Here is a 25185-nt window from a genome sequence, read left to right on the forward strand (position 1 = left end):
CAGCCTACCAATCGCGCAAACAAAAACGGCCATCCGCTTTGGATGGCCGTTTGCTTCATATCGAAGAAAGCAGCTTACTTCTTCGCAAACAGATGCTCGACACCAGCGCGCTCTTCACGCAGTTCCTTGTCGGTGGCATCCATGCGTGCGCGCGAGAAATCGTTGATTTCCAGACCCTGCACGATCTCGTACTTGCCGCCCTTCACCGTCACCGGGTAACCGTAGATCACGCCCGGCTGGATGCCATAGGAACCATCGGACGGGATACCCATCGAGACCCAGTCGCCTTCCGCCGTGCCCAGCGCCCAACTGCGCATGTGGTCGATCGCGGCCGAAGCGGCCGAAGCGGCCGAGGAAGCACCGCGTGCCTTGATGATGGCCGCGCCGCGCTGCTGCACGGTGGGGATGAAGTCTTTCTCGTACCATGCCTGGTCGACCAGGCTGAGCGCCGGCTTGCCGTCCACGGTCGCATGATGCAGGTCCGGATACTGGGTGGAGCTGTGGTTGCCCCAGATGGTGACCTTCTTGATGTCGGTGGTGTGCTTGCCGGTCTTCTCGGCCAGCTGCGACAGCGCGCGGTTGTGATCCAGGCGCACCATCGCGGTGAAGCACTTCGGATCGAGGTCGGGAGCGTTCTGCTGGGCGATCAGCGAATTGGTGTTGGCTGGGTTGCCAACCACCAGCACGCGCACGTCGCGCTTGGCGTGATCATTCAGCGCCTTGCCCTGCGGCGCGAAGATGGCGCCATTGGCCTCCAGCAGGTCCTTGCGCTCCATGCCCGGACCACGCGGGCGAGCGCCGACCAGCAGCGCATAGTCCACGTCCTTGAAGGCTACGTTCACGTCATCGGTGGCGACAACGCCGGCCAGCAGCGGGAACGCGCAATCGTTGAGTTCCATCACCACGCCTTGCAGCGCTGGCAGCGCTGGCGTGATTTCGAGCAGATTGAGGATCACCGGCTGATCCGGGCCGAGCATGTCGCCGGCGGCGATACGGAACAGCAGGGCATAACCGATCTGGCCGGCGGCGCCGGTCACGGCAACACGAACGGGGGCTTTCATCGTGGCAACTCCTTCAGGTGCATAAAACGACAAAGCCCGCATCCTGACGATGCGGGCCGTAGAGAGATCAAGTCAACTCGGCGAAAAACTCGGCGATGCGTGCCAGTCCCGGTTCGAGCTGCGCCGTGGGGCAGGTATAGGAAATGCGCATGGCGCGCGGCTCGCCGAAAGCCGAGCCCGGCACGCAAGCCACGCCCTTGGCGCCCAACAGCGCGGCGCAGAAATCCACGTCGGTTTCGATGCGCGTGCCGTTGTGGCTCTTGCCGAACGCCACCGAGATATCCGGGAAGGCATAGAACGCCCCCTGCGGGCGCGGACACACCACACCAGGAATCTTCGCCAGCGCCGCCAGCACCACATCGCGCTTGGCCGCAAATTCCTTGCACTTGGCTAGTGGCACATCCTGCGGACCGCTGAAAGCGGCAACCGCCGCGGCGGTGATCACTTCCGGCACGCTGGTGATGTGGTTGGAGTTGAGCGTGGTGACCGCCTTGGCAACGTTTTCCGGCCCCGCGATCAGGCCGACGCGCCAGCCCGGCATGCCGTACGTCTTGGACACCGAATCGACAAAGATTAGCCGATCGCGCAGCTCCGGCCGCGCGAACACGAAATTGTGGTAGCCAATGCCATCGAACACCATCGAGTTGTAGATGTCGTCGGTGACGATCCAGGTTTCCGGATACTGCACCAGCACGTCGGCCAGCGCGGCGATTTCCTCGCGCGTGTAGACCATGCCGGTGGGGTTGGAAGGATTGTTGAACAGGAACACCTTCGGCTTGCGCGCCAGCGCGGTTTCCAACTGCTGCGGCGTGAGCTTGTAGTTCTGCTCGGGGCCGCAATGCAGCACATTGGCCTTTGCACCCACGATGTCGGCGATGTCGTGGTAGGTGGTCCAGTAAGGCGCGGCGAAACAGATTTCGTCGCCGTCGTTGAGCAGCGCCTCGGCCAGGTTGTACAGCACCTGCTTGGCGCCAATCCCGATCGACAGGTTCAGGCGTCCATAGCCGCTGAAACCCAAGGCCTCGATGTGCTTGAGGAAGGCATCCAGCAACGCATCCGAACCGCGGTTGCTGCCGTACTGGCCGCTGTCATGCGATAGCGCGTCGCGTGCCGCCGCGTAGACATGCTCGCCCGGCAGGAAGTTCGGCACGCCGATGGAGAAACTGATGATGTCGCGGCCGGCAGCTTTGAGCTGTTTAGCCGTTTCGGCAATCACCATGATCGCGCTGGGTTTGGCGCGACCGACGCGCTGGGCGAGCTGGGGCATGGCTTTCCTCTTGGGGGCGGGGCAGCAAACCCAGCGATTTTAGCATGTGGCGGTGCGTCACCCGGAGAGGGGCACCACCGGCCCGGAAAATTCCTATTGCTCCGAGGGCCTCGGCTGGCATGATGGCGCGGGGCCGCCGCAAGACCGGGCGGAGGGGTATCACTCGATCAACCACGGCTCAAGGGGATGTCCATGTTCCACATCATCTGGTCCATCATCGTCGGTTTCATCGTCGGCCTTATCGCACGCTGGATCGTGCCGGGAGCCGAGCACATGGGGTTCATCATGACCACCGCGGTGGGCATCGTGGGCTCGATCATCGGCGGCTTCATTGGCACGCTGTTCAAGAAGCCCGAACCCGGCCAGAAATTCCACACGGCCGGCTTTCTGATGTCGATCCTCGGCGCGATCATCCTGGTCTACCTGCTGCGCTTCATCCAGCACTGAGGCGGCACTTCCCTGCAGGCACAAAAAAGGCACGACGGCTTGCCCCGTCGTGCCTTTTTGCTGGGCGGCTGCGGCTCAGGCCGTCTTGGCCGCAAGCAGCTTTTCGGCCAAACCGCCCAGCATCGACAGATCGAACCCGCCGGCGCCGCCCGCAGGCACTTCGCCGTCCGGCGTGGCATGGTCCACCGCATGCGGCAACACTTGCGCCAGCTGCCCGATAAGCTGGCCAGGGTCCACGCCAAGCTTGCCGGCCGCATTGTTGACGACCGAATCCAGGCCGGTCTTCTGCAGCACCTGGTTGAGCTCGTCCCCGGAGATGGCCTGATTCGTCCCCGTGCCGATCCAGGACTGCACCGCATCGCCCAGACCATGCTGCTGCAGCTTATCGGCCAAGCCCTGCACGCCGCCGGCCTGTTGGATCAACTGTCCCGCCACCGAAACCAGCGAACCGGCACCCTCGCTCTGATTGCCACCTAACAAACTGCCCAAGCTGTCGAGTAATGACATGGCTGCTCTCCTTTGAGAAAAGAATCCAAAGCCTGGGGATTCTATGTCGACCTGGACTACACCGTGGTAACACTGGTGTGAAACCGCGTGATTCGCGCCTCCCCCGCAGGCGAGGAAGGCGTCAGTTGCGAACGAGCTGAAAATCAGCGCCCGGCTCAACCGCGCTGGTCAAGCACCTCGTTCCATTCCTTCACGCGCTCGGACTGCGCGGCCAGCAACGCATCCACGTCGCCTTCCACCGTGACCTTCTCGATCTTGTCGCCCTGCGCGATCGCATCCACCACCTTCTGGTCCTCGGCCCCGATCACCTCGCCAAACACGCTGTGCTTGCCGTCCAGCCAGGGGGTGGCGCCGTGGGTGATGAAGAACTGGCTGCCGTTGGTGCGCGGGCCGGCATTGGCCATGGACAGAACGCCCGGCTTGTCATGCCGCAGCGAAGCATGGAATTCATCTTCGAAGCGATAGCCCGGACCGCCGCGGCCACTGCCCTCCGGGCAGCCGCCCTGGATCATGAAATCGGCGATCACGCGATGGAACGACAGGCCATCGTAGTAGCCGCGACGCGCCAGGTTGACAAAGCTCGCCACCGTTACCGGCGTCTTGTCGTCGTGCAGGCGCAGATGAATCGGGCCGCGGTTGGTGGTGATCGTGACGTTGATGGCCATGGGTAATCCTTGTGGTATGGAACGAACAGGCGTCCGCAAAGGCAGGGCGCCGAGCCCGCAAGAATACCCCCAGAGCGGTCTTATGGGTGCGACCTCGGCTACAGGCCCAGCATGCTCGCTTGCAACGGACCGGCGCCTCGCTCCGTACCCGCCGGCACCGGCAGTCCGGTGGGCCATGCTTGCCCTTGGAAGAGGTGCGCCCACAGCCGGTCCAGCGCCGCATACCCATAAGGCAACAGGGGCAGATGCCGGTCACCGAAGCCCGGCAAGGCCAGGAAGGCATCGAAGTGCTGCGCATGCGGCAGCTTCCAGTACAGCGGCTGCCGGCCTTCGGCGTGTAACCAAGCTACGTAGGGCTCGGATGTGAACGCCGTGGGCAGCAAGCCGTCGTCGGCGCCATGCAGCACCCACAGGGGCAGATCCTTGCGCGGTAGCTTCACCGCTAGAGCTTGTACTGACGCGTGCAAGGCTCGCGCATCGGTATCGCTACCGGTCCACAGCTTGCGCAGGCAGGTGATGCCTGGAAGCTGGGGATCGGCGCCTTCATCCGTGTCGCCGAACAAACCGATGCCGTTACCGGGTGGAATGCCCGCCGCATCCGCCCACCAGCTCTGGCGCGTGGCTTCGTCGGCCACGCCAGGCTTGCTGTTGACGACGACCGCATAGTGATAGCCGCACGGCATGCTGTTCGCGTCACGTCGTAAATACGCCGATGCATACGCCGCGCCGATCACACGCCACAAATCCAGCGCTGTCGACGAGGCCGCGGTGGCCATCGCTTGATCGCTCCAGCCACTGCTACGTAGATGCTCGTAAGCTTCAGAGGCTTGCTGTTCAAGTGTGGACGCTTGCAAAAGGCCTTGCGCGTGCAGACTTGCGCAACGCGCTACCCACGCGGCATGTGGCGCGCCATGCGCATCACGCGCAAACGGCGTGGACGCAAAGCGCGCATCGATCAAGGCGCACGGCAACCACATCGCCGCTTCAGTGGCGTAGTCGTACAACGCCCGTCCATGATTCGGCGTATGCACGTTCGGCTCGATCGCCACCACGCCGGCAAGCAAATGGTGGTCATCCCGCCCGGCGGCCTGCAGCACTGCGCCGCCGCCATTAGAGAGACCGGTCGCGATGATCCTGGTGTTCTGCGGCGTAAACGGCGCCTTATCCGGAAACGCGCGATCGAGCATGGCCAGGCCAAACCGCGCTGCCTGCAATACGTGACGGCCCCAATCGGCCTCCGGATTGTCGCCCGAGTGCGCATGCTTGAAGGCGATGCCCTCGCCCTTCGCCGCGGCCGGCTCGAATTCCAGCATCGCCGTGCCGCGCTTGGCGCGCTCGCCGTTCAAGGCAACGCCGCTGTCGTCGGCATAATCGAAGTAGCCGGAGCCGGTGCCTTTGTCGGTGTACGCCACCGCGCAACCGCGCGGCAAACCCCAAGCGCCGGCCAGTGCAATCGCGCCGTAAATGCCACGCGAACCGGACGATGCCGTGACCACCAGGCAGCGATGCGCCTGGTCGAAGTGATCCGGTACCTGCACCAGCACGCGATGCGGCTGTCGCGCACCGGGAATCTTGGCGAAGGCCTGGTATTCGCGTCCCGGCACTTCGGGTACTACCCCATAGACGCTGCCATAGCCACCTAGTGGTCCAAGATCGGCGATCCCCTTCCAGCTCGTCTGGATCGCGCGCCGGCGCAATTCCTGCACAGTGGGTTGCGCCGGGTTCGCGAACGGTGCGAGCGGCCCCTTCAAACCTTCCAGTCCCAGGCCCGCGCTGAGCAGATCGTCATGCTCGCGATGCGTGGTGACGCTTACTTCCCCTTGCACGAAATCGTTCCCTTGCATCGCAGGCTCCGTCGCAAATACCTGCGTCGCGCAGGCGAAAAGGGCTACCGCAGCGATACCTGCCAGAGAAGTTCGGATCGTCATCCGCGCACCATAGCAAGCCGGTACGACCCGACCATCGTACGAAAGTACAACATCCTTGCTTTACATCTCGACGTAACCGTCCGCCGCAGCTATGGTCCGTGGCATGCCGCGACTCCTTATCGCCGACGACCATCCCTTGTTCCGCGCCGCGCTGCGCCAAGCCGCCAGCGAGCAGTTGGAACAATGCGACGTGCTTGAGGCCTGCGATCTGCAAAGTGCCCTGGACGCGCTGGCTAGCGATCCGGATATCGACCTGGTACTGCTGGACTTGCACATGCCCGGCAGCCAGGGGCTCTCGGGCCTCGCCGCCTTGCGCGGGCAATATCCGGCGGTGGCGGTACTGGTGGTCTCGGCGCACGATGAGCCTTCGGTAGTGCGGCGCGTGCTCGATCACGGCGCAGCCGGCTTCATACCCAAGAGCGCCAATCCCGGCGAAATCAGCGCAGCGGTTTCCACCGTATTCAATTGCGGCAGCTGGCTGCCGCCGGCACTCGCTCGCAGTGTCGCCGCCCTGCCCAGCAGCCCAGCCGACGCAGATCTCGCCGCCCGTCTGGCCCGCTTGACCGAGCAGCAATACCGCGTACTGGCGTTGCTGGCGGAGGGTTTGCTCAACAAGCAGATCGCCGATCGGCTGGGCATCCAGGAGCGCACGGTGAAAGCGCACGCCACGGCGATTTTTGAAAAGCTGGGAGTTCGCAATCGAACGCAGGCAGGCGTGTTACTGCATATGCTGGATCTAGGGATGCCCTGATCTATTGCGCATGCTCGTCGCACGTCTGGCTGCGCGTAGGCTGGGATGACAATCCCAGCATCGGAATGCCGCGTAGAAAGCCGGGATTATCATCCCAGCCTACGCGCTGACGAATCATCGGATACGAACACGCAACCAGTTCACGAACAGCCCCTGCTCCCGATCTCCTGCGCGATTGCCTTCACGCTCCTGGACCACCACAGCCCAGCGTACGTCAGCATGCTTGCTGATCTGTACTTCCTCGCCGTGCGGTAGCGGGAACCGGGTAGCCAGCACCATGACTTCGTCGAGTTCGGAAATCAGCACGGCCGGTTTGCTGACGGCGCCAGCATTCCACCCACTGACAAGTCGGATCTCGACGTCCTCTCCTGGCAACTGGTTGCGCTGCTCTATATTCCAGCTGTCGACCTTGTGCAGCAGATCACTCAGCCGTGGATCGTTCCAGTTCACATCACCGACTGAAACGCCTGAACGTGATTTGTCGTGTCCCATGCCGGCCCCTCGTACTGATCAAAGCAGACGCAACCCGGGCGATCCTTGCTGGCCATCTGACGGGCTTACCGGGACTCGGGAAATAGGGCCGCCGGCAAACCCTGTCGGAAACCACGGTAGCACTACCGCAACCCGCACGCACGCGGGATAAAAGCTCATGCAGCCATTATTTTGGCCGTGGGCAGCCAGCTTGCTTTGGCACGACCTAAGCAGGAAGCGGGGCTCAATCGGCAGATCGGATACAAATCCCGGCAGCAGGATGCCGCGCGGAAAGCTGAGATCGGCATTCGGCGGCATGGGCTTGAGCGTGGCGAGCCCCAACACAAATCTTTCTCGCATCGGGGTCCGCCCTGGTTCACCCAAAGGCTACGGCTTTCCACCGGAAGCCAAGGATTGCTGCCGGTACGCCCGCAGCACCTGCGCCGTCAGGGCCGGAGGCGAACAGCCCTGAAGATTGGTCAGCACGATGGCCGTAAGATGGCTCTTGGGCAGCGTGGTGATCCACACCGCCGCGCCACCGCCCGAGGATACGCTGGGTTCCCCCGTCCCTGGCAGCGGATAGGGCACGAACGCCAACCCAAAATCCCCCGCCGATTCGTCACGCAATTTGTACGGAGTGCTCATCAGCGCCAAGGTTTCCGGCCTGATGACCTTTCCGCCCCAGAGTGCGGACTCCCAGCGCACCATGGCGTCAATATTTCCATTAAGCCCTGCGGCAGGCGTCAGCCACTCGGGCACCGCCTTCGATCCGAAGACATGGATGCCCGACTTGGACATCACCGGCTCACCTTTTGCGTCAAGCTGCAGCTTCAATCGATCAGAGGTTGGTTCCACCGCAGTATAAAGCGAGGCTCGTCCGGGGATCACTTCCCAGGCATCGCCCCAGCGCATGCTGGCAATGCCCAGCGGTTTCAGCAGCCGGTCCTCGATAAATGTCTTATAAGGTTTACCAGTCACGCGCTCGATCACATCGGCGAGCAACATGAACTCGGTCTGGTTGTAGACCGTTTTCACGCCTGGCTCGCCTACCGGGCGGGTGACCAGCAGCTTCATTAAATCGGCTTGTGTGCCCGCCAATGGCGTGACATTTACATCATCGGGCGCATCGCCGTCGGGCAGTCCCGAGGTATGCGACAGACAATGGCGGATCGTTACTGCGCCCCAACTGGCGGGAAGCTCCGGCAGATAGTGGCGTATGGGTGTGTCCAGCGATAGCTTGCCCTCTTCAACCAGGCTCATGATCGCGACGGCAGTGAATTCCTTGGTGGTCGAAGCGAGCGTAAACAGCGTGTTGTGATTGACCGGCACTCCCAACTCGACGTTGGCCAACCCATAGCTGGACTCCTTGACCAGCTTGCCATCCTTGATGATGGCCACGGAGGCGCCGGGAATCTTCCGCGCCGCCATATATTGATTCACGACGCGATCGACTTCGTCGGGCCGTACCGTGGAAGCCACCGCGTTCGCGTGGAAAACCGCCATCGAAAGAGCAAACACGACAGCGAATGTGACCTTTGACATGGTTTAAATCCCTTTGCTGTTTGCCAAACGTGGAATCGTTTGGCCTTCCTTATGAAATAGGCGTTGACCATGCGGCACATGTGCCGGAAGCCGCCGTGCCTAAAGTCGTATGATGTGACCGACCGGCGAACAAGCGGCTCGCCAGGCAAATCCCGATCTACACGAACTCCCTACCCGCCATCACCTTTTGCAACACTTGCCGCATCGCCAGAGGTTTCAGCGGCTTGTACAGCAACGCCACACCTGCATCGTGCAGACGCTGGCGCAATTCGCCGTCGCGATCGGCGGTCAGGACGACGGCCGGCAGCTGCGGATGGTCGTGACGCAGCGCGAGCAGCACATCCCACCCGGTCTGGCCACGATCGAGGTGATAGTCCAATACGCACAGATCCGGCCGCCACGGTGCTGCCAAGGCATGTTCGGCCTGTGCGGCCGCATGCACCTCCCAACCCCAGCTCTGCAGCAAAGCAGCGAGTGCAGCCAGCGCCACAGGCTCGTTATCCAAGATCAGTACGCGCCCAGACGGCAGCGGGCGCAGCTCTGCCGCGGTAGGCGCGGTTGCGTGATACGCCGTGGCCGCACGCGGCACGTCCAGGTAGAACACGCTGCCGCGTCCAGGCCAGGAGCGCAGTCCCAGCGGATGATTCAGCAACGCCGCCACGCGCTGTGCGATCGATAAGCCCAGGCCCAGCCCCTGTCCGCCCGTCGCGCTACCGCGCCGAAAGGCCTCGAAGATCAGACTGTGTTCCTCCTCGGCGATCCCCGGCCCGGTGTCCCAGACTTCCAGCCGCAGGCCGCCAGCGAGCCGGCGCGCCCCCAGCAAAACGCGACCGCGCAGGCTGTAGCGCAAGGCGTTTGACAGAAAATTCTGGAGCACGCGCCGTAGCAGCAAGGGGTCGGAATGCACCCAGATGCGGCTGTCGACAACGCTGAGTTCAACGTCGCGATCGCGCGCCAAGGCGCGGAACTCCGCCGCCAACGGTTCCCACACCTCCGCCAATGGGAAATCACGTGGCTGCGGATGCAAACGCCCACCTTCCAGGCGGGCAATATCCAGCAAGCCGGCCAGCAAACCTTCCGTGGCCGCCAGCGAATCGTTCAGATGCCGCGCATGGGCCGCGTCGTAACCGCGCTCCGCCAGCGCATGCGCGAACAACTGCGCTGCATGCAGGGGCTGCATCAGGTCATGGCTCACCGCCGCCAGGAAGTGACTTTTCGCTTCATTTGCCTGCGCCAGTTCGCGGGTGCGCTCGGCCACACGCAATTCCAGCGTTTCATTGCTGAGCATCAATTCGTGCTCGGTTTCACGGAACGTCGTGACGTCAGTGAAAGTGGCCACGTAACCGCCACCCGGCATGGGATGACCGCGCAGCTCCACCACCGTGCCGTCCGGAAAGCAGCGCTCCGATAGCAATTCGGTGCCGGCGCGCATATGCGCGAGCCGCCGTCGCACGCGCGCCTCCACGTCGCCGGGGCCGATGATTCCCGCGGCGATATTACGGCGGATCAGATCCGCCACCGGCCGTCCCACTTGCAGCAGTTCCGGCGGATAGCCGAACAGCGTGGCGTAGCGGCTGTTCCATGCGACCAGCCGCAATTCCGAATCCACCACACAGATGCCCTGGCTCATGTTTTCCAGCGCGGCTTCCAGCACGCGCTGACTGAAATGCAGATCCTGCGCCGCCTCTCCAACGATGGCAGCCACCGTATCGACCTCGGCGGGCGCTTGGCGATGCACCGCTTCCAGCAACAAGCGCGCCGAAGCGGCGCCGATCACCGCGGCCAATTCGTGTTCCACCTCCGCCACGCGTGCATTGCCGGCCGCCCGCTGCATGCTCGTGCCAGCGAAAAGACGCTCCACCCGTTCGGCCGGCAGAAACCGTTCGGCCAGCGCGCGCAGTTCCATCACGGCGACATTGCTTACGCCAGGCTTCCAGCGCCGACGACCGTAACGCGTGTTCGCAATAGCCAGCATCGCTAGCGCATTCGCCAATAAACTCAGCACTACTGCGCGGCCGAGCCGACTCCAATCGTCCAGCCCGAGAAAACCATCCGGCGTCAGCCAGCGCAAACCCAATGGCCCTTGCAACAGCCAATCCGGCTGATGAGCAAGCCCGGCCGGCAACAATACATACAGCCACACCAGTGTGCCGATCGCCAAACCCCACATCACCGCTCGCGGCCCAAGTTGTGGGCGATACACCGCTGCCAGCAGCGCCGGCGCAAGCCCCGCCAAGGCTGAAAACGAGAGCGCCCCGATATCCGCCAGCGCGTCGTTGCGCGCCAGCAATCGACTGTATGCCCACGCCAGCAAGATCACCGCAAGAATGGCGGCACGGCGCTGATTCAGCACTTCACCGCGCAGATCGCCTTGTTCCTCTCGCCCCCAGCCACTACGCACACGCAACGGCGCGATGAAGTGGTTGACCACCATCAGGCTCAAGGCCAGCGTCGCCACTACCACCATGCTGGTGGCCGCACTGAGTCCTCCCAGAAACGCCACCAGCGCCAGCCCGTGCTGGTTGCGCGCCAGCGGCAAGGCCAACACGTAAAGATCGGACGGCACCCCGCTGGGCGCCAGCCACGCATCACCGAGCTTGGCCAGCGGCAGGATCGGCAACGCAATCAGCAGCATGTACAGTGGAAACAGCCAACGTGCCGTATTTACATGCGAACTGTCGCGGCACTCCACCACGCCGGCGTGGAACTGGTGCGGCAAAGTGAACATCGCCAACGCGCCGAGCAGAATCAGCGCGGGAAAACCGCTGCTGTCATGCGGCGGCGGCGCTCCGATGGCCGCGCCTGCCGGCAGCGGCGTAAACAACAAGCTGCCCAATGCCAGCATGGCGCCAAGCTTGAACAGCGACTCGAACGCCATTGCCAGCACCAATCCGCGATTGTGCGCCATCGCCGAAGCACGCCGTGTGCCGAACAACATCGCGAACAGCGCCATCAGCAACGCCACATACAAGGCACTGTCATGTACCGGGGCCGATTCCGCCAGCTCGCCACGGCGCAGCAACGTGTAGCTCATCGCTACGGCTTTCAATTGCAAGGCGATGTAGGGAACGATGCCCACCAGTACCACGCAGGTGACCAACGCCGCCAATCCCGCATGACGCCCAAGCCGCACCACGATCAGGTCCGCGATCGAACCGGCGTTGTATTCGCGTGCCAGTTGCACCAGTCTGCGCAGCACCGACACCGCGAACAGATACATCAGGATCGCACCCACGAACGTCGGCGGCAGCCACCATCCCGAACGGCTCGCCTGCGTGACGGTGCCGTAGAACGTCCAGGACGTGCAGTGGATCGCCAGCGATAGCGCATAGACGATCGACCAGCGTTTTTCGAACAGGTGCGGATGGCGTTCGCCGGTAAGCGCCACGCCGAACAGCAGGCCGAGCCAGATCAGTGCGGCGGTGGCGATCAGGCCGGCGCTCAACATGCAGCGGCCCAGCCGTCGCTCATTGCCGTACCGGCAACCCCAACGCTTTTACGGCGTTGACCACCCATCGCGGCTGCACCCCTTGCCGCGTGTCGTAGTTGCCGCCCGAATAACCCCACCAGTCCCAGCATGCCTGCGGATTCAACGGTGCGAAGCTCGCCCTCGTCTGAGGATACAGGATGACCACGCCGTAGACGTCGGCCCAGCGATTGAACCCAGCGTCCTTCACAAACGCCTGGCCCACCGCATCGACGTTCTGCTTGCAGCCGTGGAACGCCACCAGCAAGCCGCAACGCTTGCCTGCCCTGCAATCCGGCGGCACGTAGAGATAGCCAGTCGAAGCCAGCAAGGCATCTACCCCGCCCGGCTTGAGGGCATCCTGGTCGAAGCGCTGCAACTTTCCACTCGCGTCAGCGGCGGCCGTGCGCGGTGCCGGACCGAATAAATGGGTGAAGACCGCTCCCGCCGCGTCGAAACCGCAATGCCCAAGGTAAGGCGATACGGATTTGCCGCAGTCATCGCCGGTGGCGGCCAAGGGCAAGTTATGCGCAAAGGCACGCTGGCCGTCATCGTCCACCTGCAAACCCGACATCCCCGGTCCGTCGTGCAGTGCCGTGTAGAACTGCGCTCCGGCTTCCGCCACCACTGGCGCCACGACGGCATCCTGCGTTCCATGTAGCAGATACACGCGGCCATGCGCGAGGCCCTTCAAGGGGCCGATTTCTCCACTGGCCTCGCGTTGCCTTGCCGATTTCAACAGGGATGCGACGTCGGGCGCAGGCTGGCCTTTCATGCACGTGCCCAACGCGGTCTGCAGCTTGCCTTCGGCGCAGCCGTAAGGACCACCTGCCACCAAGGCCGCTTTCGGAAATAATTCCGGGTAGGCCATCTGCATTTGAGTTGCCATGTAGGCGCCGGACGATAGGCCAGCGACCGCGACACGCGAGGGGTCGAGGTTCAAGTGGGGTAGCGGCTGAGCGGCGTCATCGGCGTGCGAAATGCCGACTATCAGCCATAGGCCCACGCATAACATGCTCATCCAACGCATGGTTTTCATCCTCCAAGAGTAGGCTGTGTCGCTGAGATCAGAACGCGTACTTCGCCGACAGCGTCACCATCCGCGGTGGTCCATAGAATCCTGTCACGATGCCCAGTGCCGCAATGTTGTACCCGGTGGCGCGATACGACTTGTTGCCCAGGTTCGTGCCTTGCAGGCTGATCGACCACGGTTGATCGACCTGCCAGATCAGGCCGGCGTTAAGCAGACCATATGCTCCCTGCCTGATCAGCGGCGACAGCGTCGTCTCCGGCCACACGGAAGTCTGGTACTGGTAATTGAGCCGCGCGTTCAAGTCGCCATACGCACCCAACGAAAATCCGCGCTGCAACGTAAGGCCACCCGACCACCTAGGCGCATTGGTGAAGAACTGCGTGTTGGCGATATTCACGCCCTCGCTGAGAAACTCGGTGTACTTCGTATGCAGGTAGGCGAAATTGCCGCTGAGCGTCCATGCCTGCGACGGATACCAGGCAAATTCCTCTTCGAAGCCGTCGATGTGGCCCCGGCCGGCGTTGGTGAAGTCGCCGAAGAAGCCCTTGGTGCCGTTGGGCAGGATGTAGGACGTAAACACCGAGAGCTGGATGTTCGAGTAGACGTTATGGAACACTGCCGAATTCAGCATCAGGCTGTTGTCGAAGAAGCTCATCTTGCTGCCCAGTTCGAAGGACTGCACTTTCTCGTCCTGGATCGGCCGGCAGGACGACGGAATCGCCGCGCAGTTGGCGCGAATGTTGTAGCCACCGGAGTGGAAGCCTTCGCTATAGCTGCCGTAGAGCTTGACCTGTCCGTTTACGGAGTAGTCCAGCGACACCTTGGGCGATGCGTTGTGGGAAGTGTGCGCGCCGGTGAAATTGGCCAGCACGCCGATCGCCTGGGTGAAGCTGGCATCGGAATAGAGGAAGTTCTGGATGATGGCGGTCTTCTTCTCGTCGGTCACACGCGCACCGACGTCTAGGCTCCACGACGGGCTGATATCCCAGGTGAAGTCGCCGTAGGCGGCATAGCTGCGGGTACCCATGCTACCGCCGGTACTGCCGTATTCGGAGAAGCCCAGCAGGCTGTAGGGCGGCGAACCCAGGAACGCATTGTGGATCTCGCCTTGGGCCGATCCGCTGAAATAATACAGACCCATCACCCCGTGCACGGCACCGCCCGAATCGTAGTTCGCCTGCAGTTCCTCGCTGAACTGGTGGTCCTTGTAGATGGCGTTCACATCCGCCACCGCGACCGGCAAGGTATCGAAATCGATGTTGCTGTCGGTCTTGGAGCTGCGGTAGGCACTGATGGACTTAAGCGTCCAGTCCTGGCTCACGATCCAATTCAAGGTCAGCGCCGCGCCCTTCATCTTGGTCCAGTTGAGCTGCGGCATGCCGCTGCGCGTGTTGTAGTCGCTCGATAGCGGCTGGTACTGCGGGTAGAAGGAGTTGGCCTCCAGCATCTTCGCGCCACGCGGATTGGAATTGTCGTGCATGCCGTCGATTTCCAGCTGCGCGCTGAAGTTCTGCGTAGGGAAGAAACCCACAGTGGCACGCGCGGCATTGGTGTTCTTGTTGCCATTGCGGCTGCCGGTGAGGACATCGCTGCCGAAACCGTTGTTGTGCTCACTGGCCACGGCAACCCGTCCGCGCCACACGCCATCGGCCGTAGCGCCACCTATGGCTGCCTTCACGTCCTTCTCGCCATGCGTGCCAGCGGTGACTTCCACCGAACCCTCGGTCTTGGTCGGCAGCGGCTTGGAAACGTACTTGATCGCACCGCCGATGGTGTTCTTGCCATACAGCGTACCCTGCGGACCGCGCAGCACCTCGATGCGGTCCACGTCGAACACATCCAGCAACGTGCCTTGCGGACGCGCCATGTATACATCGTCAAGATAGATGCCGACGGCGGGATCGAAACCCCAGGTGGGATCGGCCTGACCCAGGCCGCGGATGTACGCGGTGAGCGTAGTGTTGGAACCTCGTGCGGCATAGATCTGCAGGTCCGGCACCTTGCCTTGCAGATCGCCCAGGCTTTGTACGTTCTGGTTGTAGAGCGACTGCGCGGTAAAGGCGCTTACGGCAATCGGCACGTCCTGCAATGTTTCTTCACGCTTGCGCGCGGTGACGGTGATCTGGTCGAGCTTCTTCGGACCGCTATCGCCCTGGTTCGCCTGAGCTGTCCCGGCCGTGGCGGTGGTGTCCGTGGCTTGCTGCGCAAACAGCGGCGCGGCGCAAACCAGACTCAAACCAATGGCCAGACTCAAATGGCTACGCTTCATGTCTCCCCTCGCAGTGACGTGCATCCGCCCACGGATGTCCATGCTGCGCAGCTTAGGCAAGGGATGGGTGGGCGGCACTTGTACCTTCGTACAGTGCCGTTGAACGCATCCGTGTCGGGATACTCCAGCATGCAACACGCTCGCTCCCTGCAAGGAAAGCGAGTGGACAGGTCGCGCCGAACAACAAGGACTAACGAATGGCTTTTCTGATCGTGCTGGCAGCATTGTGCTTGCTAATGCTGGCAGCCTACCGCGGCTACAGCGTGATCCTGTTTGCGCCGATCGCCGCGCTCGGCGCCGTGCTGCTGACCGACCCGGCGCTGGTGGCGCCCATGTTCACCGGCCTGTTCATGGACAAGATGGTGGGCTTTCTCAAGCTCTACTTTCCGGTGTTCATGCTCGGCGCGGTGTTCGGCAAGGTGATCGAGCTGTCCGGCTTTTCCAAAGCCATTGTCGCCTCCGCCATCGGCCTGGTTGGCCGCAGCCGCGCCATGCTGTCGATCGTGCTGGTGTGCGCCCTGCTTACCTACGGCGGCGTGTCATTGTTCGTGGTCGTGTTCGCGGTATACCCCTTCGCGGTGGAACTGTTTCGCGAGTCGAACATCCCCAAGCGACTGATCCCGGGTACGATCGCGCTCGGCGCTTTCACTTTCACCATGGATTCGCTGCCGGGCACGCCGCAGATCCAGAACATCATTCCCACTTCCTTCTTTGGCACCACGGCATGGGCGGCGCCATGGCTGGGCGCGTTGGGCGCGCTGTTCATTCTTGCCGTAGGCATGCTTTACCTGGAATCGCGCCGGCGCAAAGCCGCTGCTGCGGGCGAAGGCTACGGCGAAAACCTCATCAACGAACCGGCGCCGTTCGACGGCGGCAAACTGGCGCACCCGTTGATCGCTTTGCTGCCACTGGCGCTGGTGGGCGTTGCCAACCTGGCTTTTACGCACCTGATTCCTCGCTTGTATGGTCACACGCAATCGTTCCTGCCAGCCGTGATCGGCCATCCAGCTCCCGTCGTACAGGAAGTTTCCAAGCTCGCGGCCATCTGGGCAGTGGAGGGCGCGCTGTTGCTGGGTGTGCTGTGCGTGCTGGTGTTTGCCTGGCGCCCGGTCACCCGGTCTTTCGCCGAGGGCAGCAAGGCGGCGGTAAGCGGCGCACTGCTTGCGTCGATGAACACCGCTTCCGAGTACGGCTTCGGCGCGGTGATTGCCGCCCTGCCGGGCTTTCGTGTGGTGGCGGATGCGTTGCGCGCGGTGCCCAATCCATTGGTCAATGAAGCCGTATCGGTCACCTCGCTCGCCGGCATCACTGGCTCAGCGTCCGGCGGCATGGGCATCGCCCTGGCTGCGATGGCCGATACTTTCGTGCAGAACGCCCAGGCGGCAGGCATTCCGATGGATGTTTTGCATCGCGTGGCCGCCATGGCCTCGGGCGGGATGGATACGCTGCCGCACAACGGCGCCGTCATTACCTTGCTCGCGGTCACCGGGCTCACCCACCGGCAATCCTATCGGGACGTCTTTGCGGTGACGTTGATCAAGACATCGGCGGTGTTCGTAATCATTGCGGCGTTTTATCTGACCGGACTCGTGTGAGTTCCACCCGACGGCGCACGCACCCGCCTGCGCGCTTGCCAACGTCATGAACGCCATGCAAGCTTGCGCGCCTTTCAACCCGCGGAGCCGCCCATGTCCAAGCCCACGAACATCCTGCAGATCCTCCCCGCCACCGGCTGGGTCGCCGTCTACGACGAAAGCGGCGAGGAAAGCGCCGCCGCCCTGGTCTGTTTCGCCCTGGTGGAAACCCTCGACAACGGCAGCAAGACCCAAGCTGTGCGCCCGATGTGCGCCGATGGCAAGCAGATCGTCTTTGCCGATGAAGCCGCCAACTTCGTGCGCGTAGAGGAACTGGCGCAGTTCGAGGAAGACGAAGAGGAAGAAGAGGAAGACGCCGAGGCCTGACCCGTAGGCTTGGGATGCCCATCCCAAGCCACTTTGGTGGGTTGCCGATGCTGGGATTGCCATCCCGGCCTACGCGTTTTTGCCGCCCAGCCAGCCCCTTTCTCGCCGCAGAGAGGGGCTGCAACGCGCCAACGCAAGCAAGCTGTCACAAAACCCCGTATAATCCATAAGTTAACCCTGACCGCAACCCTTCGCGGCGGCCCTATGGCCTGCCCCAGCCCTGTACTCATGTCCATCGATAACCTGCGCAATATCGCCATCGTCGCCCACGTCGACCACGGCAAGACCACCCTCGTCGACCAGCTGCTGAAGCAGTCGGGCACCCTGTCCGAACGCACCGTGCTGGCCGAACGCGTGATGGACAGCAATGACCAGGAAAAGGAACGCGGCATCACCATCCTGGCCAAGAACACAGCCATCACCTGGCGCGAAAACCGCATCAATATCGTCGACACCCCAGGCCACGCCGACTTCGGTGGCGAGGTGGAGCGTGTGCTGTCGATGGTTGACACCGTGCTGATCCTGGTCGACGCGATGGACGGCCCGATGCCGCAGACCCGCTTCGTGACGCAGAAGGCGTTTGCGATGGGCTTCAAGCCGATCGTGGTCGTCAACAAGATCGACCGCCCCGGCTCGCGCCCCGACTGGGTGGTGGAACAGGTATGGGATCTGTTCGACCGCCTCGGCGCCACGCCCGAGCAGATGGACTTCCCCATCGTCTATGCCTCGGCACTGAACGGTTACGCCAGCCTCGACCCGGAAGCGCGCGAAGGCGACATGACCCCGCTGTACCAGGCCATCATGGACCACGCGCCGAAGCCGGAAGTGGACCCTACCGGCCCGTTCCAGATGCGCATCAGCCAGCTCGACTACAACAACTTCGTCGGCGTGATCGGCATCGGCCGCATCCAGCGCGGCACGCTGAAGAAGAACATGCCGGTGGCCGTGATCGACCGCGAAGGCAAGAAGCGCCAGGGTAAGGTGCTGCAAGTGCTCGGCTTCCTGGGCCTGGAGCGCATCGAGCAGGATACGGCCGAAGCGGGCGACATCGTCGCCATCTCCGGCATCCAGGAGCTGACCATTTCCGATACCGTGTGCGCGCTGGATACCCCCGAAGCGCTGCCGGCGCTCACCGTCGACGAACCGACGATCAGCATGACCTTCCAGGTGAACAACTCGCCGTTCGCCGGTAACAAGGACCTTTCGGGCGGCAAGTTCCTCACCAGCCGCCAGCTCAAGGACCGCCTGGAGCGCGAGCAGGTGCACAACGTGGCGCTGCGCGTCGAACAGGGTTCGGATGCCGACAAGTTCCTCGTCTCCGGCCGCGGCGAACTGCACCTGTCGGTGCTGATCGAGAACATGCGCCGCGAAGGCTATGAACTGGCCGTGTCGCGCCCGGAAGTGATCATCAAGGAGATGGACGGCCAGAAGATGGAGCCGATCGAACAGCTGGTGATCGACGTGGAAGAAAACCACCAGGGTCCGGTGATGGAGCGCCTGGGCATCCGCAAGGGTCAGCTGAAGAACATGGAACCGGACGGCAAGGGGCGCGTGCGCCTGGAATACATGATCCCGGCACGCGGCCTGATCGGCTTCCAGAACCAGTTCAAGACCCTGACGCAGGGTTCGGGCTTGTTGTTCCACGTGTTCGATCACTATGGTCCGAAGGAAGAAGGCCAGATCGCCAAGCGCCTGAACGGCGTAATGATCGCCAACGCCGCCGGCACCACTCCCGCCTATTCGCTTGGGCCGCTGCAGGACCGCGGCAAGCTGTTCGCGGCCGAAGGTGACTCCGTGTACGAAGGCCAGCTGGTGGGCATCCACGCCAAGGACAACGATCTCACCGTCAACGCCATCAAGCCCAAGCCGCTCACCAATATGCGCGCCTCGGGCAAGGATGACGCGATCCAGCTCACCCCGGCGACCAAGTTCTCGCTGGAACAGGCGCTGGACTTCATCGACGACGACGAGCTGGTGGAAGTCACGCCGAAGGAAATTCGTCTGCGCAAGAAGCATCTGACGGAAAACGATCGCAAGAAGGCTTCGCGCAGTGCAGGTTGATCGCCGCACGATCGCGTAAACAAAAAGGCCACCGTAAGGTGGCCTTTTTTTCTGCGGCCTATCCCAACACTCCAGCAAGCCACTCCTGGCCGAATGACGTTGCCACTAGTACCTCGCTTATCGTTCGCCATTGACACCTCGCCACCCACCCTGCAGCATCACCGCCGCACTTGCGATGGGGACGTCCGCCCTTTCCGCTCATGATCAACCCGTTTAAACGTCCAAATCGGCGCAAGATGTTGTCGTGCCTGCTGTTCGCCGCCTTGCCACTGGCCTCGCACGCTGATGACGCACCGCTGTTCATTCCCCAATGGCTCGGCACGCAATACACCTTCGTCGACCAGAACCAGTCGCGCGTGCATTCGCCCTACTCCGGGCCGCTCAGCCTGAAGGCGGACGGTTCCACCGCCCGTTCGCATACTTTTGGCGCCTATTTCGGCATCGCCCTGCCCTGGCACCTGCAGTACTACTGGGACGTGGAGATGTTCAAGGGCGAAGGGGTAAGCAATGCCACCGGGCTAGCCGGGCTCACCAACGGCGACATCATCCGCTCCGGCGTTGCCAGCCTGGGCAAGCGGCCCTACGTGGCACGCAACTACCTGCGCTGGGTGCTGCCGCTGGGCGATGAAACCGCCGAGGTAGAGCGCGGCCAGGACCAATTGCCCGGCCATGAGGCGACCAAGCATATCGAAGTAAAGATCGGCTTCATGGCGGTGAACGATGATTTCGACCGGAACCGCTACGCCAACGCCACGCGCACGCAGTTCATGAACTGGTCCTTGTGGAACAACACCGCCTGGGATTTTGCCGCCGACACACGCGGCTATACCGATGGCCTCGTGCTCGGCTGGGTCATGCCCGGCTGGTCTTTGCGCTACGGCATCTACCGCATGCCGGTGGAAGCGAACGGACAGGCGCTGGTGAAATCATTGGGCGTATCCAGCGGGCAGCAAATCGAATTGACCTTGCAGCCAAAACCCGATGGCTGGGCGCTGCGCTTCCTCGCCTATCGCAACAAGGGCAACATGGGCATCTACAGTCAGGCGATCGACCTCGCCCAGCTGAGCGGACAAGTGCCCGATATCCATGCGGATGACAAACCCGGCCGCCACAAATTCGGCTTCGGCATCAACGGTGAGCTGCCGGTAGCGGACAATGGCGATACCGGTTTCTTCATGCGCGCCGGATGGAACGACGGCCACACTGAGTCATTCAATTTTACCGAAGTGGATCGGCTACTGAGCGGCGGCTTCCAGCTATCGGGGGCGCATTGGCGCCGTTCGGATGATCGGCTTGGCGTGGGGCTTGCTGTCGAAGGGCTGTCGCACGTGCATACCCAATACCTGGAGATGGGAGGCAGCGGCTTTTTGCTGAACGACGGCGCCCTGCGTTACGGACCCGAGCAGATCGCCGAGCTATACTACAGTATCGCGGTGATCAATCACTTCACCATCAGCCCCGATCTGCAATTCATTCGCAATCCCGGCTACAACAGAGACCGCGGCCCCGCGCGCTTTGCAGGACTACGCGCACACATTCAATTTTAGCCCTGTTCAAGCAGCGCGCAGGCAATAGAATGCGCACAGCCGAATCACTGACGATCCGGCTTGGTAGCTAGGGAGATTTGGCAAGCATGGAGCAACGATCAAGGATCTGGCTGCGCGATATCGGCATCGTCACACTGATCTGGGCAGCGTTCAACTTACCGCTGCTGCTCGGCATCCGCGTCCTTCCCGGGGACGCCGTATCCGAGTTCTATCCGATGGTGTACTTCAACGTACACAGCATCCATCAAGGCCTTGCGCCCTGGTGGAACCCGTACATCTTCTCCGGGTATCCGCAGATCGCCGATCCCCAGGCACTGCTCTTTTCGCCCCTGTTCATGGCATGGATGCTGTTGCGCGCCGACCCCGGTAGCACCTGGTTCGTATGGGCAGCGCTACTGCATCTTCTGATGGGCGGCATCGCCATGCAGCTGCTGCTCTCCCGCTTCACCCATTCGCGAGGCCGCATCGGCCCCTTGATCGGCGCAGCCGTCTTCATGGCCGGTGGCGTGGCTGCGGGCCGCATGCAGCACGTACCGATCATCTGCGCGTATTCGTATGCACCGGTAATCCTGCTTGCGCTCAGGTATTTCGTCGATCGGCCGGGATACTTGCGCGGGCTGATGCTGGGGTTTTGCGCCGGCGCCATGCTCACGCAGCCGTCCCAAGTGGCGCTGATGATGGCGCTGTTGATTGCCGTCTATGCCGCCGGCCTGTTCTGGGTAAATCGCGGCAGACTCCTTGCCGGTTCGCGTCGGCGCTGCATCACCGGCACCATGCTCGCCATTGTCGTTGCTGCCGCAATCGCACTCCCGCAGGCTGCGTTCACGTGGGCGTTCATGGTTGTTTCCAATCGTCCGAGCCAACCACTGGCACAGTCGCAAGCCCTGGACACATCCCTCGATACACGCGCCCTCTGGACGTATTTGTCGCCGAATGCGCTGCATAGCCTACGCGGTGCCTACGACGGACCCGCAGGCGATATCGAAAGCTTTCTGTACATCGGCGCAATACCCGCTTTGCTGATGTTCGGCCTCGGCAGTGCCTTGAAAATCCGCTCTGATCGCCGACACATCGGCTTCTTCGCTTTCGCTGCCCTGCTTGCCGCCTTGTATTCGTTCGGACCGAACACGCCTTTCTATGCATGGGCCTACCACTGGATTCCCGGCGTCGACAAATTCCGCCGTCCCGCCGACGCTGCCTTCATCATGAATCTGAGCGCAGCGGTGATCGTCGGCATTTCAGCCAGCTACGTCGACCTTGCTTCGCGTCGCACGATTCTGGCCATGGTCGCCGGCGCGATGGTGTGGCTGGCCGTATCGAGCGCCATGATGGCTGCACCGGGTCACACTTGGCAGGTGGCTACCATTGTTGCCGCCCTCATTGCAGCGATCGCCCTATGCTCCTTGACCAAGAGAAGCTCCGCGTCGCGCAGCGCATTCTGGCTCCTCCTCATCCTGGTCGCCGACTATCGTTGCTTCAATCTCAACGGCAAGTTCAATCAATGGCACGACAATGCCAAACACTTTCTTGCGGAGCCCGCGGCGAAGGCTCTGGCCGGTATGCTCAAGCAAAACGGACTGCCGCAACGCTTCGAAAGCGTCGACGGCGGCACGATCTGGAAGAACAACACGGTCTTGCTCGATCTTTCGGCAACCCAAGGTTACGGCCCACTGCAACTTGCCATCTACAACCGCTACATGGGCTACTACGCCAACAGCAGCGATCCTCGCCCGAATTCTCCGTACAACCCCGATCCATCCAGCAAGATCAACCAGCTGTTGGGCGTCCGGTATCTGGTAAAGCAGAACCAGGGCAGCAACGACACCCGTACCGAAAAGCGGGTATTCACCGGAAAGGACGTCAATATCTATGAGCTGGTCGCGACCTATCCCCGCATCCTGACACCCTCCTCGGCGAAGATTCTGGATGTTGCTCAAATGCCCCCGTCGCCGGCCTTTTCGGCCACCGACTTCCTGGCGGAAACATGGCTGCTGCCGCGCACGCAAACGGAAGCGGCGCAAGCACGCGAACTGGCTGCAAGCTGCACGGCGAGCGCGAACGTCCTCGACGCCAGCCAGACCAACATTTCCGTGGACCTGCATGTCACATCCACGGCACCAGCCTGGGTTGTGGTCAGCAATCTTGATGCTCCGGGCTGGAGAGCCCGCGCGAACGAGGCTGCTCTGCCGATCTTCCGCGCCAACGGCATGTTCCAGGCCATTTGCGTGCCTAAGGGCGATTCGCATGTGGTGATGACGTTCCACCCCTGGCTGATGGTGGTTGACGTCTTGCGCTCCTATTCGAACACCGAAGCGGACCAGCTATCCCTGCAGCCGACCGCTGCAGCGAATCGCCGTCGGCATCACCCTATGCATATCGAACACCAGCAGCTCATTGCGCCCGCGCCATAGCCAGGGTCCCGGGCAAAACAGGCGCTGCTGCGGCCCAATGCGCCAATAACGCCCCAGCAAATGGCCATTGACCCACACGTAGCCCTTGTCCCAATCGCTCATGTCGATGTAGCAGTCGCCCACTTTGTCGAGAGTGACCACGGCCTTGAAAAACAGGCCCGGACGCAGCCGCGAAGGTGAACTCGCGTCCATCGGCGGCAGGCCCGCGATATAAGTCTCGTCCAGCGGGAGGCTATGCGCTTGCCAGCCATGCAGTTCTTCGCCATCCAGCGTTACTGCGCCAACGATCCCTTTGAAGTCGTACATTGCCTGGCCGTAGCCGACATGGCCGAAGCTATCCACCAGGACGTCCACCGTCGTGCCGATGCCATTGGCCGGCGGCGGGATATCGACATAGTTCTTCACGTGCAAGCCGGGCTTGTTCACCCGCGACACGTAATCCAGATACTTGCCGTCGCTGAATACCGTACCGTAGTCGCGCAGGCCCTCCATGTTGAGCATGCCCCCACTCAGCAGCGTCTTGCGATAGACCACCATGCCCTGATCCTGCGCGAACAGCATTTCATTCGGATCGGGCTTCTGCACCAGCCGCGACGGGAGCGGAAGATTGTCCCAGATCGAGGCGAACGGGCGCGCGATGGTTTCGGCGAAGTGGGCAAGCGGCGGTGGCGGCGGCACCTCCGGGACGGTATGCGAGAGGTGCGCAGTGATGACTGTGCGAAAGGCACGGTAGTCCGGCGTGACCTCGCCGCGTTCGTTGATCGGTGCACCGTAGTCGTAGCTGGTGATCACCGGCTCGAAATTGGCGTAGTCGTCGCGTGCGTTGGCGCCTGCGGTAAAGCCAAAGTTAGTGCCGCCATGCACGACATACAGGTTGAAAGAGCGGCCTTCATCCATCAGCTTGCGCAAGGTCGGCAGATAGTTGCCGCGTTGCATGGCCAGGTCGCCCCAGTGCGTAAGCCAGCCGGGATAGCCCTCGCTCATCCACACCGGCGCTTCGCCGGCCATGGCCTGGGCGGCGGCGAAATCAGTATCACCATCCAGGCCCAGTGCGGCGCCCGGCACGTAAGTACCCGCTTTCTGCAACTGGCCCAGGCCGTCGGCAATAGAGAATGGGCCGTCGATACCGAGCGCCTTCCACATCGTCTGCAGGCGTTGCAGATAGGCAAGATCGTGTCCGAACGATGCGTATTCGTTCTCGATCTGCGTCATCAGGATGGGGCCGCCCTGGCTCGCCATCAGCGGCGCTATCTTTGGCCCGACGGCGTCCATGTAGCGCTGTACGGCCTGCATGTAGCGCGCATCGTCCTTGCTGCGCACGCGGATGGAAGGATCGCGCAGCAGATAGGGCGGCAAGCCGCCCAGATCCCATTCGGCGCACACATAGGGACCGGGGCGCAGATACACCCACATCCCATCCTGCTGGCACATCTTGATAAAGCGCACGAAATCGCGCCGCTCGGTGGTGAAATCGAACGCACCCGGTTCGCTTTCGTAGTAGTTCCACATCAGGCACAAGGCGATGGTATTGAGACCCATCGCCTTGGCCATGCGGATGCGGTGCTGCCAATATTCAGCCGGGATGCGCGCGGGGTGCATTTCGCCGCTGCGGATCTGGAACGGCGCGCCGTCGAGCAGGAATTGCTTGCGACCGAGTTCGAAGCGATGAGGCTTGCCGTCGGGTGATGGCTCGACGGAAGGCTTGCTGCTGGTCTCGGCTTCGGCCATCGACAGACTGGCCGCCAGCGGCGTCAGCAGGGCGAATCGAAGAAAATCGCGTCGTTGCATGCATCCCTCG

The 25185-nt window shown here is 62.4% G+C and carries 18 protein-coding genes; 7 read left to right on the top strand and 11 right to left on the bottom strand.

Translation table 11 applies throughout. The annotated features are described in order from the left end of the window. Window positions 1–74: 74 nt before the first annotated feature. Both QQJ96_RS11595 and QQJ96_RS11600 read right to left on the bottom strand, forming a co-directional pair. The gene (locus QQJ96_RS11595) at window positions 75–1061 is read right to left on the bottom strand and encodes a malate dehydrogenase (protein ID WP_284332161.1); all 987 of its coding nucleotides are present in this window, start codon (window positions 1059–1061) and stop codon (window positions 75–77) included. A gap of 67 nt (window positions 1062–1128) precedes the next feature. Next, window positions 1129–2328 (bottom strand): pyridoxal phosphate-dependent aminotransferase, encoded by a 1200-nt coding sequence (locus tag QQJ96_RS11600; protein ID WP_284332162.1) that lies wholly within the window; start codon window positions 2326–2328, stop codon window positions 1129–1131. A gap of 192 nt (window positions 2329–2520) precedes the next feature. Between QQJ96_RS11600 and QQJ96_RS11605 the strand changes: the two genes are divergently transcribed. After that, entirely contained in the window at window positions 2521–2775 is a 255-nt protein-coding gene (locus QQJ96_RS11605) for a GlsB/YeaQ/YmgE family stress response membrane protein (RefSeq protein WP_284332163.1), read from the top strand. A gap of 75 nt (window positions 2776–2850) precedes the next feature. Here QQJ96_RS11605 and QQJ96_RS11610 read toward each other — a convergent pair whose 3' ends face one another. The 3 genes from QQJ96_RS11610 to QQJ96_RS11620 all read right to left on the bottom strand — a co-directional run bounded on the left by QQJ96_RS11610 (window position 2851) and on the right by QQJ96_RS11620 (window position 5791). Continuing rightward, on the bottom strand, window positions 2851–3282 hold the full coding sequence (locus QQJ96_RS11610; RefSeq protein ID WP_284332164.1) for a YidB family protein: 432 nt from the start codon (window positions 3280–3282) through the stop codon (window positions 2851–2853). A gap of 155 nt (window positions 3283–3437) precedes the next feature. Then, entirely contained in the window at window positions 3438–3947 is a 510-nt protein-coding gene (locus QQJ96_RS11615) for a peptidylprolyl isomerase (protein ID WP_284332165.1), read from the bottom strand. 98 nt (window positions 3948–4045) lie between these two features. Continuing rightward, window positions 4046–5791 (bottom strand): 3-hydroxybutyrate oligomer hydrolase family protein, encoded by a 1746-nt coding sequence (locus QQJ96_RS11620; protein ID WP_284332166.1) that lies wholly within the window; start codon window positions 5789–5791, stop codon window positions 4046–4048. Window positions 5792–5978: 187 nt separating this feature from the next. Between QQJ96_RS11620 and QQJ96_RS11625 the strand changes: the two genes are divergently transcribed. After that, window positions 5979–6626, top strand: coding sequence for a response regulator transcription factor (locus tag QQJ96_RS11625; RefSeq protein WP_284332167.1), 648 nt, complete (start codon window positions 5979–5981; stop codon window positions 6624–6626). Window positions 6627–6740: 114 nt separating this feature from the next. Here QQJ96_RS11625 and QQJ96_RS11630 read toward each other — a convergent pair whose 3' ends face one another. The 5 genes from QQJ96_RS11630 to QQJ96_RS11650 all read right to left on the bottom strand — a co-directional run bounded on the left by QQJ96_RS11630 (window position 6741) and on the right by QQJ96_RS11650 (window position 15407). Then, window positions 6741–7118 (bottom strand): hypothetical protein, encoded by a 378-nt coding sequence (locus QQJ96_RS11630; protein ID WP_284332168.1) that lies wholly within the window; start codon window positions 7116–7118, stop codon window positions 6741–6743. A gap of 366 nt (window positions 7119–7484) precedes the next feature. Then, window positions 7485–8615 carry a serine hydrolase domain-containing protein gene (locus QQJ96_RS11635; RefSeq protein ID WP_284332169.1) on the bottom strand — a complete coding sequence of 377 codons (1131 nt, stop codon included), beginning with the start codon at window positions 8613–8615 and terminating at the stop codon, window positions 7485–7487. A gap of 181 nt (window positions 8616–8796) precedes the next feature. Continuing rightward, window positions 8797–12087, bottom strand: coding sequence for a hybrid sensor histidine kinase/response regulator (locus QQJ96_RS11640; protein ID WP_284332170.1), 3291 nt, complete (start codon window positions 12085–12087; stop codon window positions 8797–8799). Between the two features lie 19 nt (window positions 12088–12106). Next, window positions 12107–13135 carry an extracellular catalytic domain type 2 short-chain-length polyhydroxyalkanoate depolymerase gene (locus QQJ96_RS11645; RefSeq protein ID WP_284332171.1) on the bottom strand — a complete coding sequence of 343 codons (1029 nt, stop codon included), beginning with the start codon at window positions 13133–13135 and terminating at the stop codon, window positions 12107–12109. Between the two features lie 37 nt (window positions 13136–13172). Further along, window positions 13173–15407, bottom strand: coding sequence for a TonB-dependent receptor (locus QQJ96_RS11650; protein ID WP_284332172.1), 2235 nt, complete (start codon window positions 15405–15407; stop codon window positions 13173–13175). 197 nt (window positions 15408–15604) lie between these two features. Here QQJ96_RS11650 and QQJ96_RS11655 point away from each other — a divergent pair, with 197 nt between their 5' ends. From QQJ96_RS11655 to QQJ96_RS11675, 5 genes are all read left to right on the top strand, one after another. After that, on the top strand, window positions 15605–17002 hold the full coding sequence (locus tag QQJ96_RS11655) for a GntP family permease (RefSeq protein WP_284332173.1): 1398 nt from the start codon (window positions 15605–15607) through the stop codon (window positions 17000–17002). Window positions 17003–17095: 93 nt separating this feature from the next. Further along, a complete protein-coding gene (locus QQJ96_RS11660) occupies window positions 17096–17368 on the top strand; it encodes a hypothetical protein (protein WP_284332174.1) in 273 nt (90 codons plus the stop codon). Window positions 17369–17596: 228 nt separating this feature from the next. Next, complete coding sequence (typA, locus tag QQJ96_RS11665; RefSeq protein WP_284332175.1) at window positions 17597–19429, top strand: translational GTPase TypA; 1833 nt, start codon at window positions 17597–17599, stop codon at window positions 19427–19429. Window positions 19430–19665: 236 nt separating this feature from the next. Beyond that, window positions 19666–20976, top strand: a complete 1311-nt coding sequence (locus tag QQJ96_RS11670; protein ID WP_284332176.1) for a carbohydrate porin — start codon at window positions 19666–19668, stop codon at window positions 20974–20976. 86 nt (window positions 20977–21062) lie between these two features. After that, a complete protein-coding gene (locus QQJ96_RS11675) occupies window positions 21063–23387 on the top strand; it encodes a hypothetical protein (RefSeq protein WP_284332177.1) in 2325 nt (774 codons plus the stop codon). Here QQJ96_RS11675 and QQJ96_RS11680 read toward each other — a convergent pair. Then, window positions 23298–25175 carry a beta-galactosidase gene (locus QQJ96_RS11680; protein ID WP_284332178.1) on the bottom strand — a complete coding sequence of 626 codons (1878 nt, stop codon included), beginning with the start codon at window positions 25173–25175 and terminating at the stop codon, window positions 23298–23300. The two genes, QQJ96_RS11675 and QQJ96_RS11680, sit on opposite strands and share 90 nt — an antisense overlap. Window positions 25176–25185: the final 10 nt, after the last annotated feature.

The sequence above is a fragment of the Dyella flagellata genome (genome assembly GCF_030160275.1).
In the GTDB taxonomy this organism is placed as follows: Bacteria; Pseudomonadota; Gammaproteobacteria; order Xanthomonadales; family Rhodanobacteraceae; genus Dyella_B; species Dyella_B flagellata.

Excerpts from the sequence above, each read along its gene's own strand:
- QQJ96_RS11655 (WP_284332173.1), top strand. The coding sequence starts at position 15,605 with ATGGCTTTTCTGATCGTGCTGGCAGCATTGTGCTTGCTAATGCTGGCA.
- QQJ96_RS11615 (WP_284332165.1), bottom strand. The coding sequence starts at position 3,947 with ATGGCCATCAACGTCACGATCACCACCAACCGCGGCCCGATTCATCTG.
- QQJ96_RS11650 (WP_284332172.1), bottom strand. The coding sequence starts at position 15,407 with ATGAAGCGTAGCCATTTGAGTCTGGCCATTGGTTTGAGTCTGGTTTGC.
- QQJ96_RS11680 (WP_284332178.1), bottom strand. The coding sequence starts at position 25,175 with ATGCAACGACGCGATTTTCTTCGATTCGCCCTGCTGACGCCGCTGGCG.
- typA (WP_284332175.1), top strand. The coding sequence starts at position 17,597 with ATGTCCATCGATAACCTGCGCAATATCGCCATCGTCGCCCACGTCGAC.
- QQJ96_RS11675 (WP_284332177.1), top strand. The coding sequence starts at position 21,063 with ATGGAGCAACGATCAAGGATCTGGCTGCGCGATATCGGCATCGTCACA.
- QQJ96_RS11620 (WP_284332166.1), bottom strand. The coding sequence starts at position 5,791 with ATGCAAGGGAACGATTTCGTGCAAGGGGAAGTAAGCGTCACCACGCAT.
- QQJ96_RS11625 (WP_284332167.1), top strand. The coding sequence starts at position 5,979 with ATGCCGCGACTCCTTATCGCCGACGACCATCCCTTGTTCCGCGCCGCG.
- QQJ96_RS11670 (WP_284332176.1), top strand. The coding sequence starts at position 19,666 with ATGTTGTCGTGCCTGCTGTTCGCCGCCTTGCCACTGGCCTCGCACGCT.
- QQJ96_RS11640 (WP_284332170.1), bottom strand. The coding sequence starts at position 12,087 with ATGTTGAGCGCCGGCCTGATCGCCACCGCCGCACTGATCTGGCTCGGC.
- QQJ96_RS11630 (WP_284332168.1), bottom strand. The coding sequence starts at position 7,118 with ATGGGACACGACAAATCACGTTCAGGCGTTTCAGTCGGTGATGTGAAC.
- QQJ96_RS11605 (WP_284332163.1), top strand. The coding sequence starts at position 2,521 with ATGTTCCACATCATCTGGTCCATCATCGTCGGTTTCATCGTCGGCCTT.
- QQJ96_RS11595 (WP_284332161.1), bottom strand. The coding sequence starts at position 1,061 with ATGAAAGCCCCCGTTCGTGTTGCCGTGACCGGCGCCGCCGGCCAGATC.
- QQJ96_RS11660 (WP_284332174.1), top strand. The coding sequence starts at position 17,096 with ATGTCCAAGCCCACGAACATCCTGCAGATCCTCCCCGCCACCGGCTGG.
- QQJ96_RS11645 (WP_284332171.1), bottom strand. The coding sequence starts at position 13,135 with ATGCGTTGGATGAGCATGTTATGCGTGGGCCTATGGCTGATAGTCGGC.
- QQJ96_RS11600 (WP_284332162.1), bottom strand. The coding sequence starts at position 2,328 with ATGCCCCAGCTCGCCCAGCGCGTCGGTCGCGCCAAACCCAGCGCGATC.
- QQJ96_RS11610 (WP_284332164.1), bottom strand. The coding sequence starts at position 3,282 with ATGTCATTACTCGACAGCTTGGGCAGTTTGTTAGGTGGCAATCAGAGC.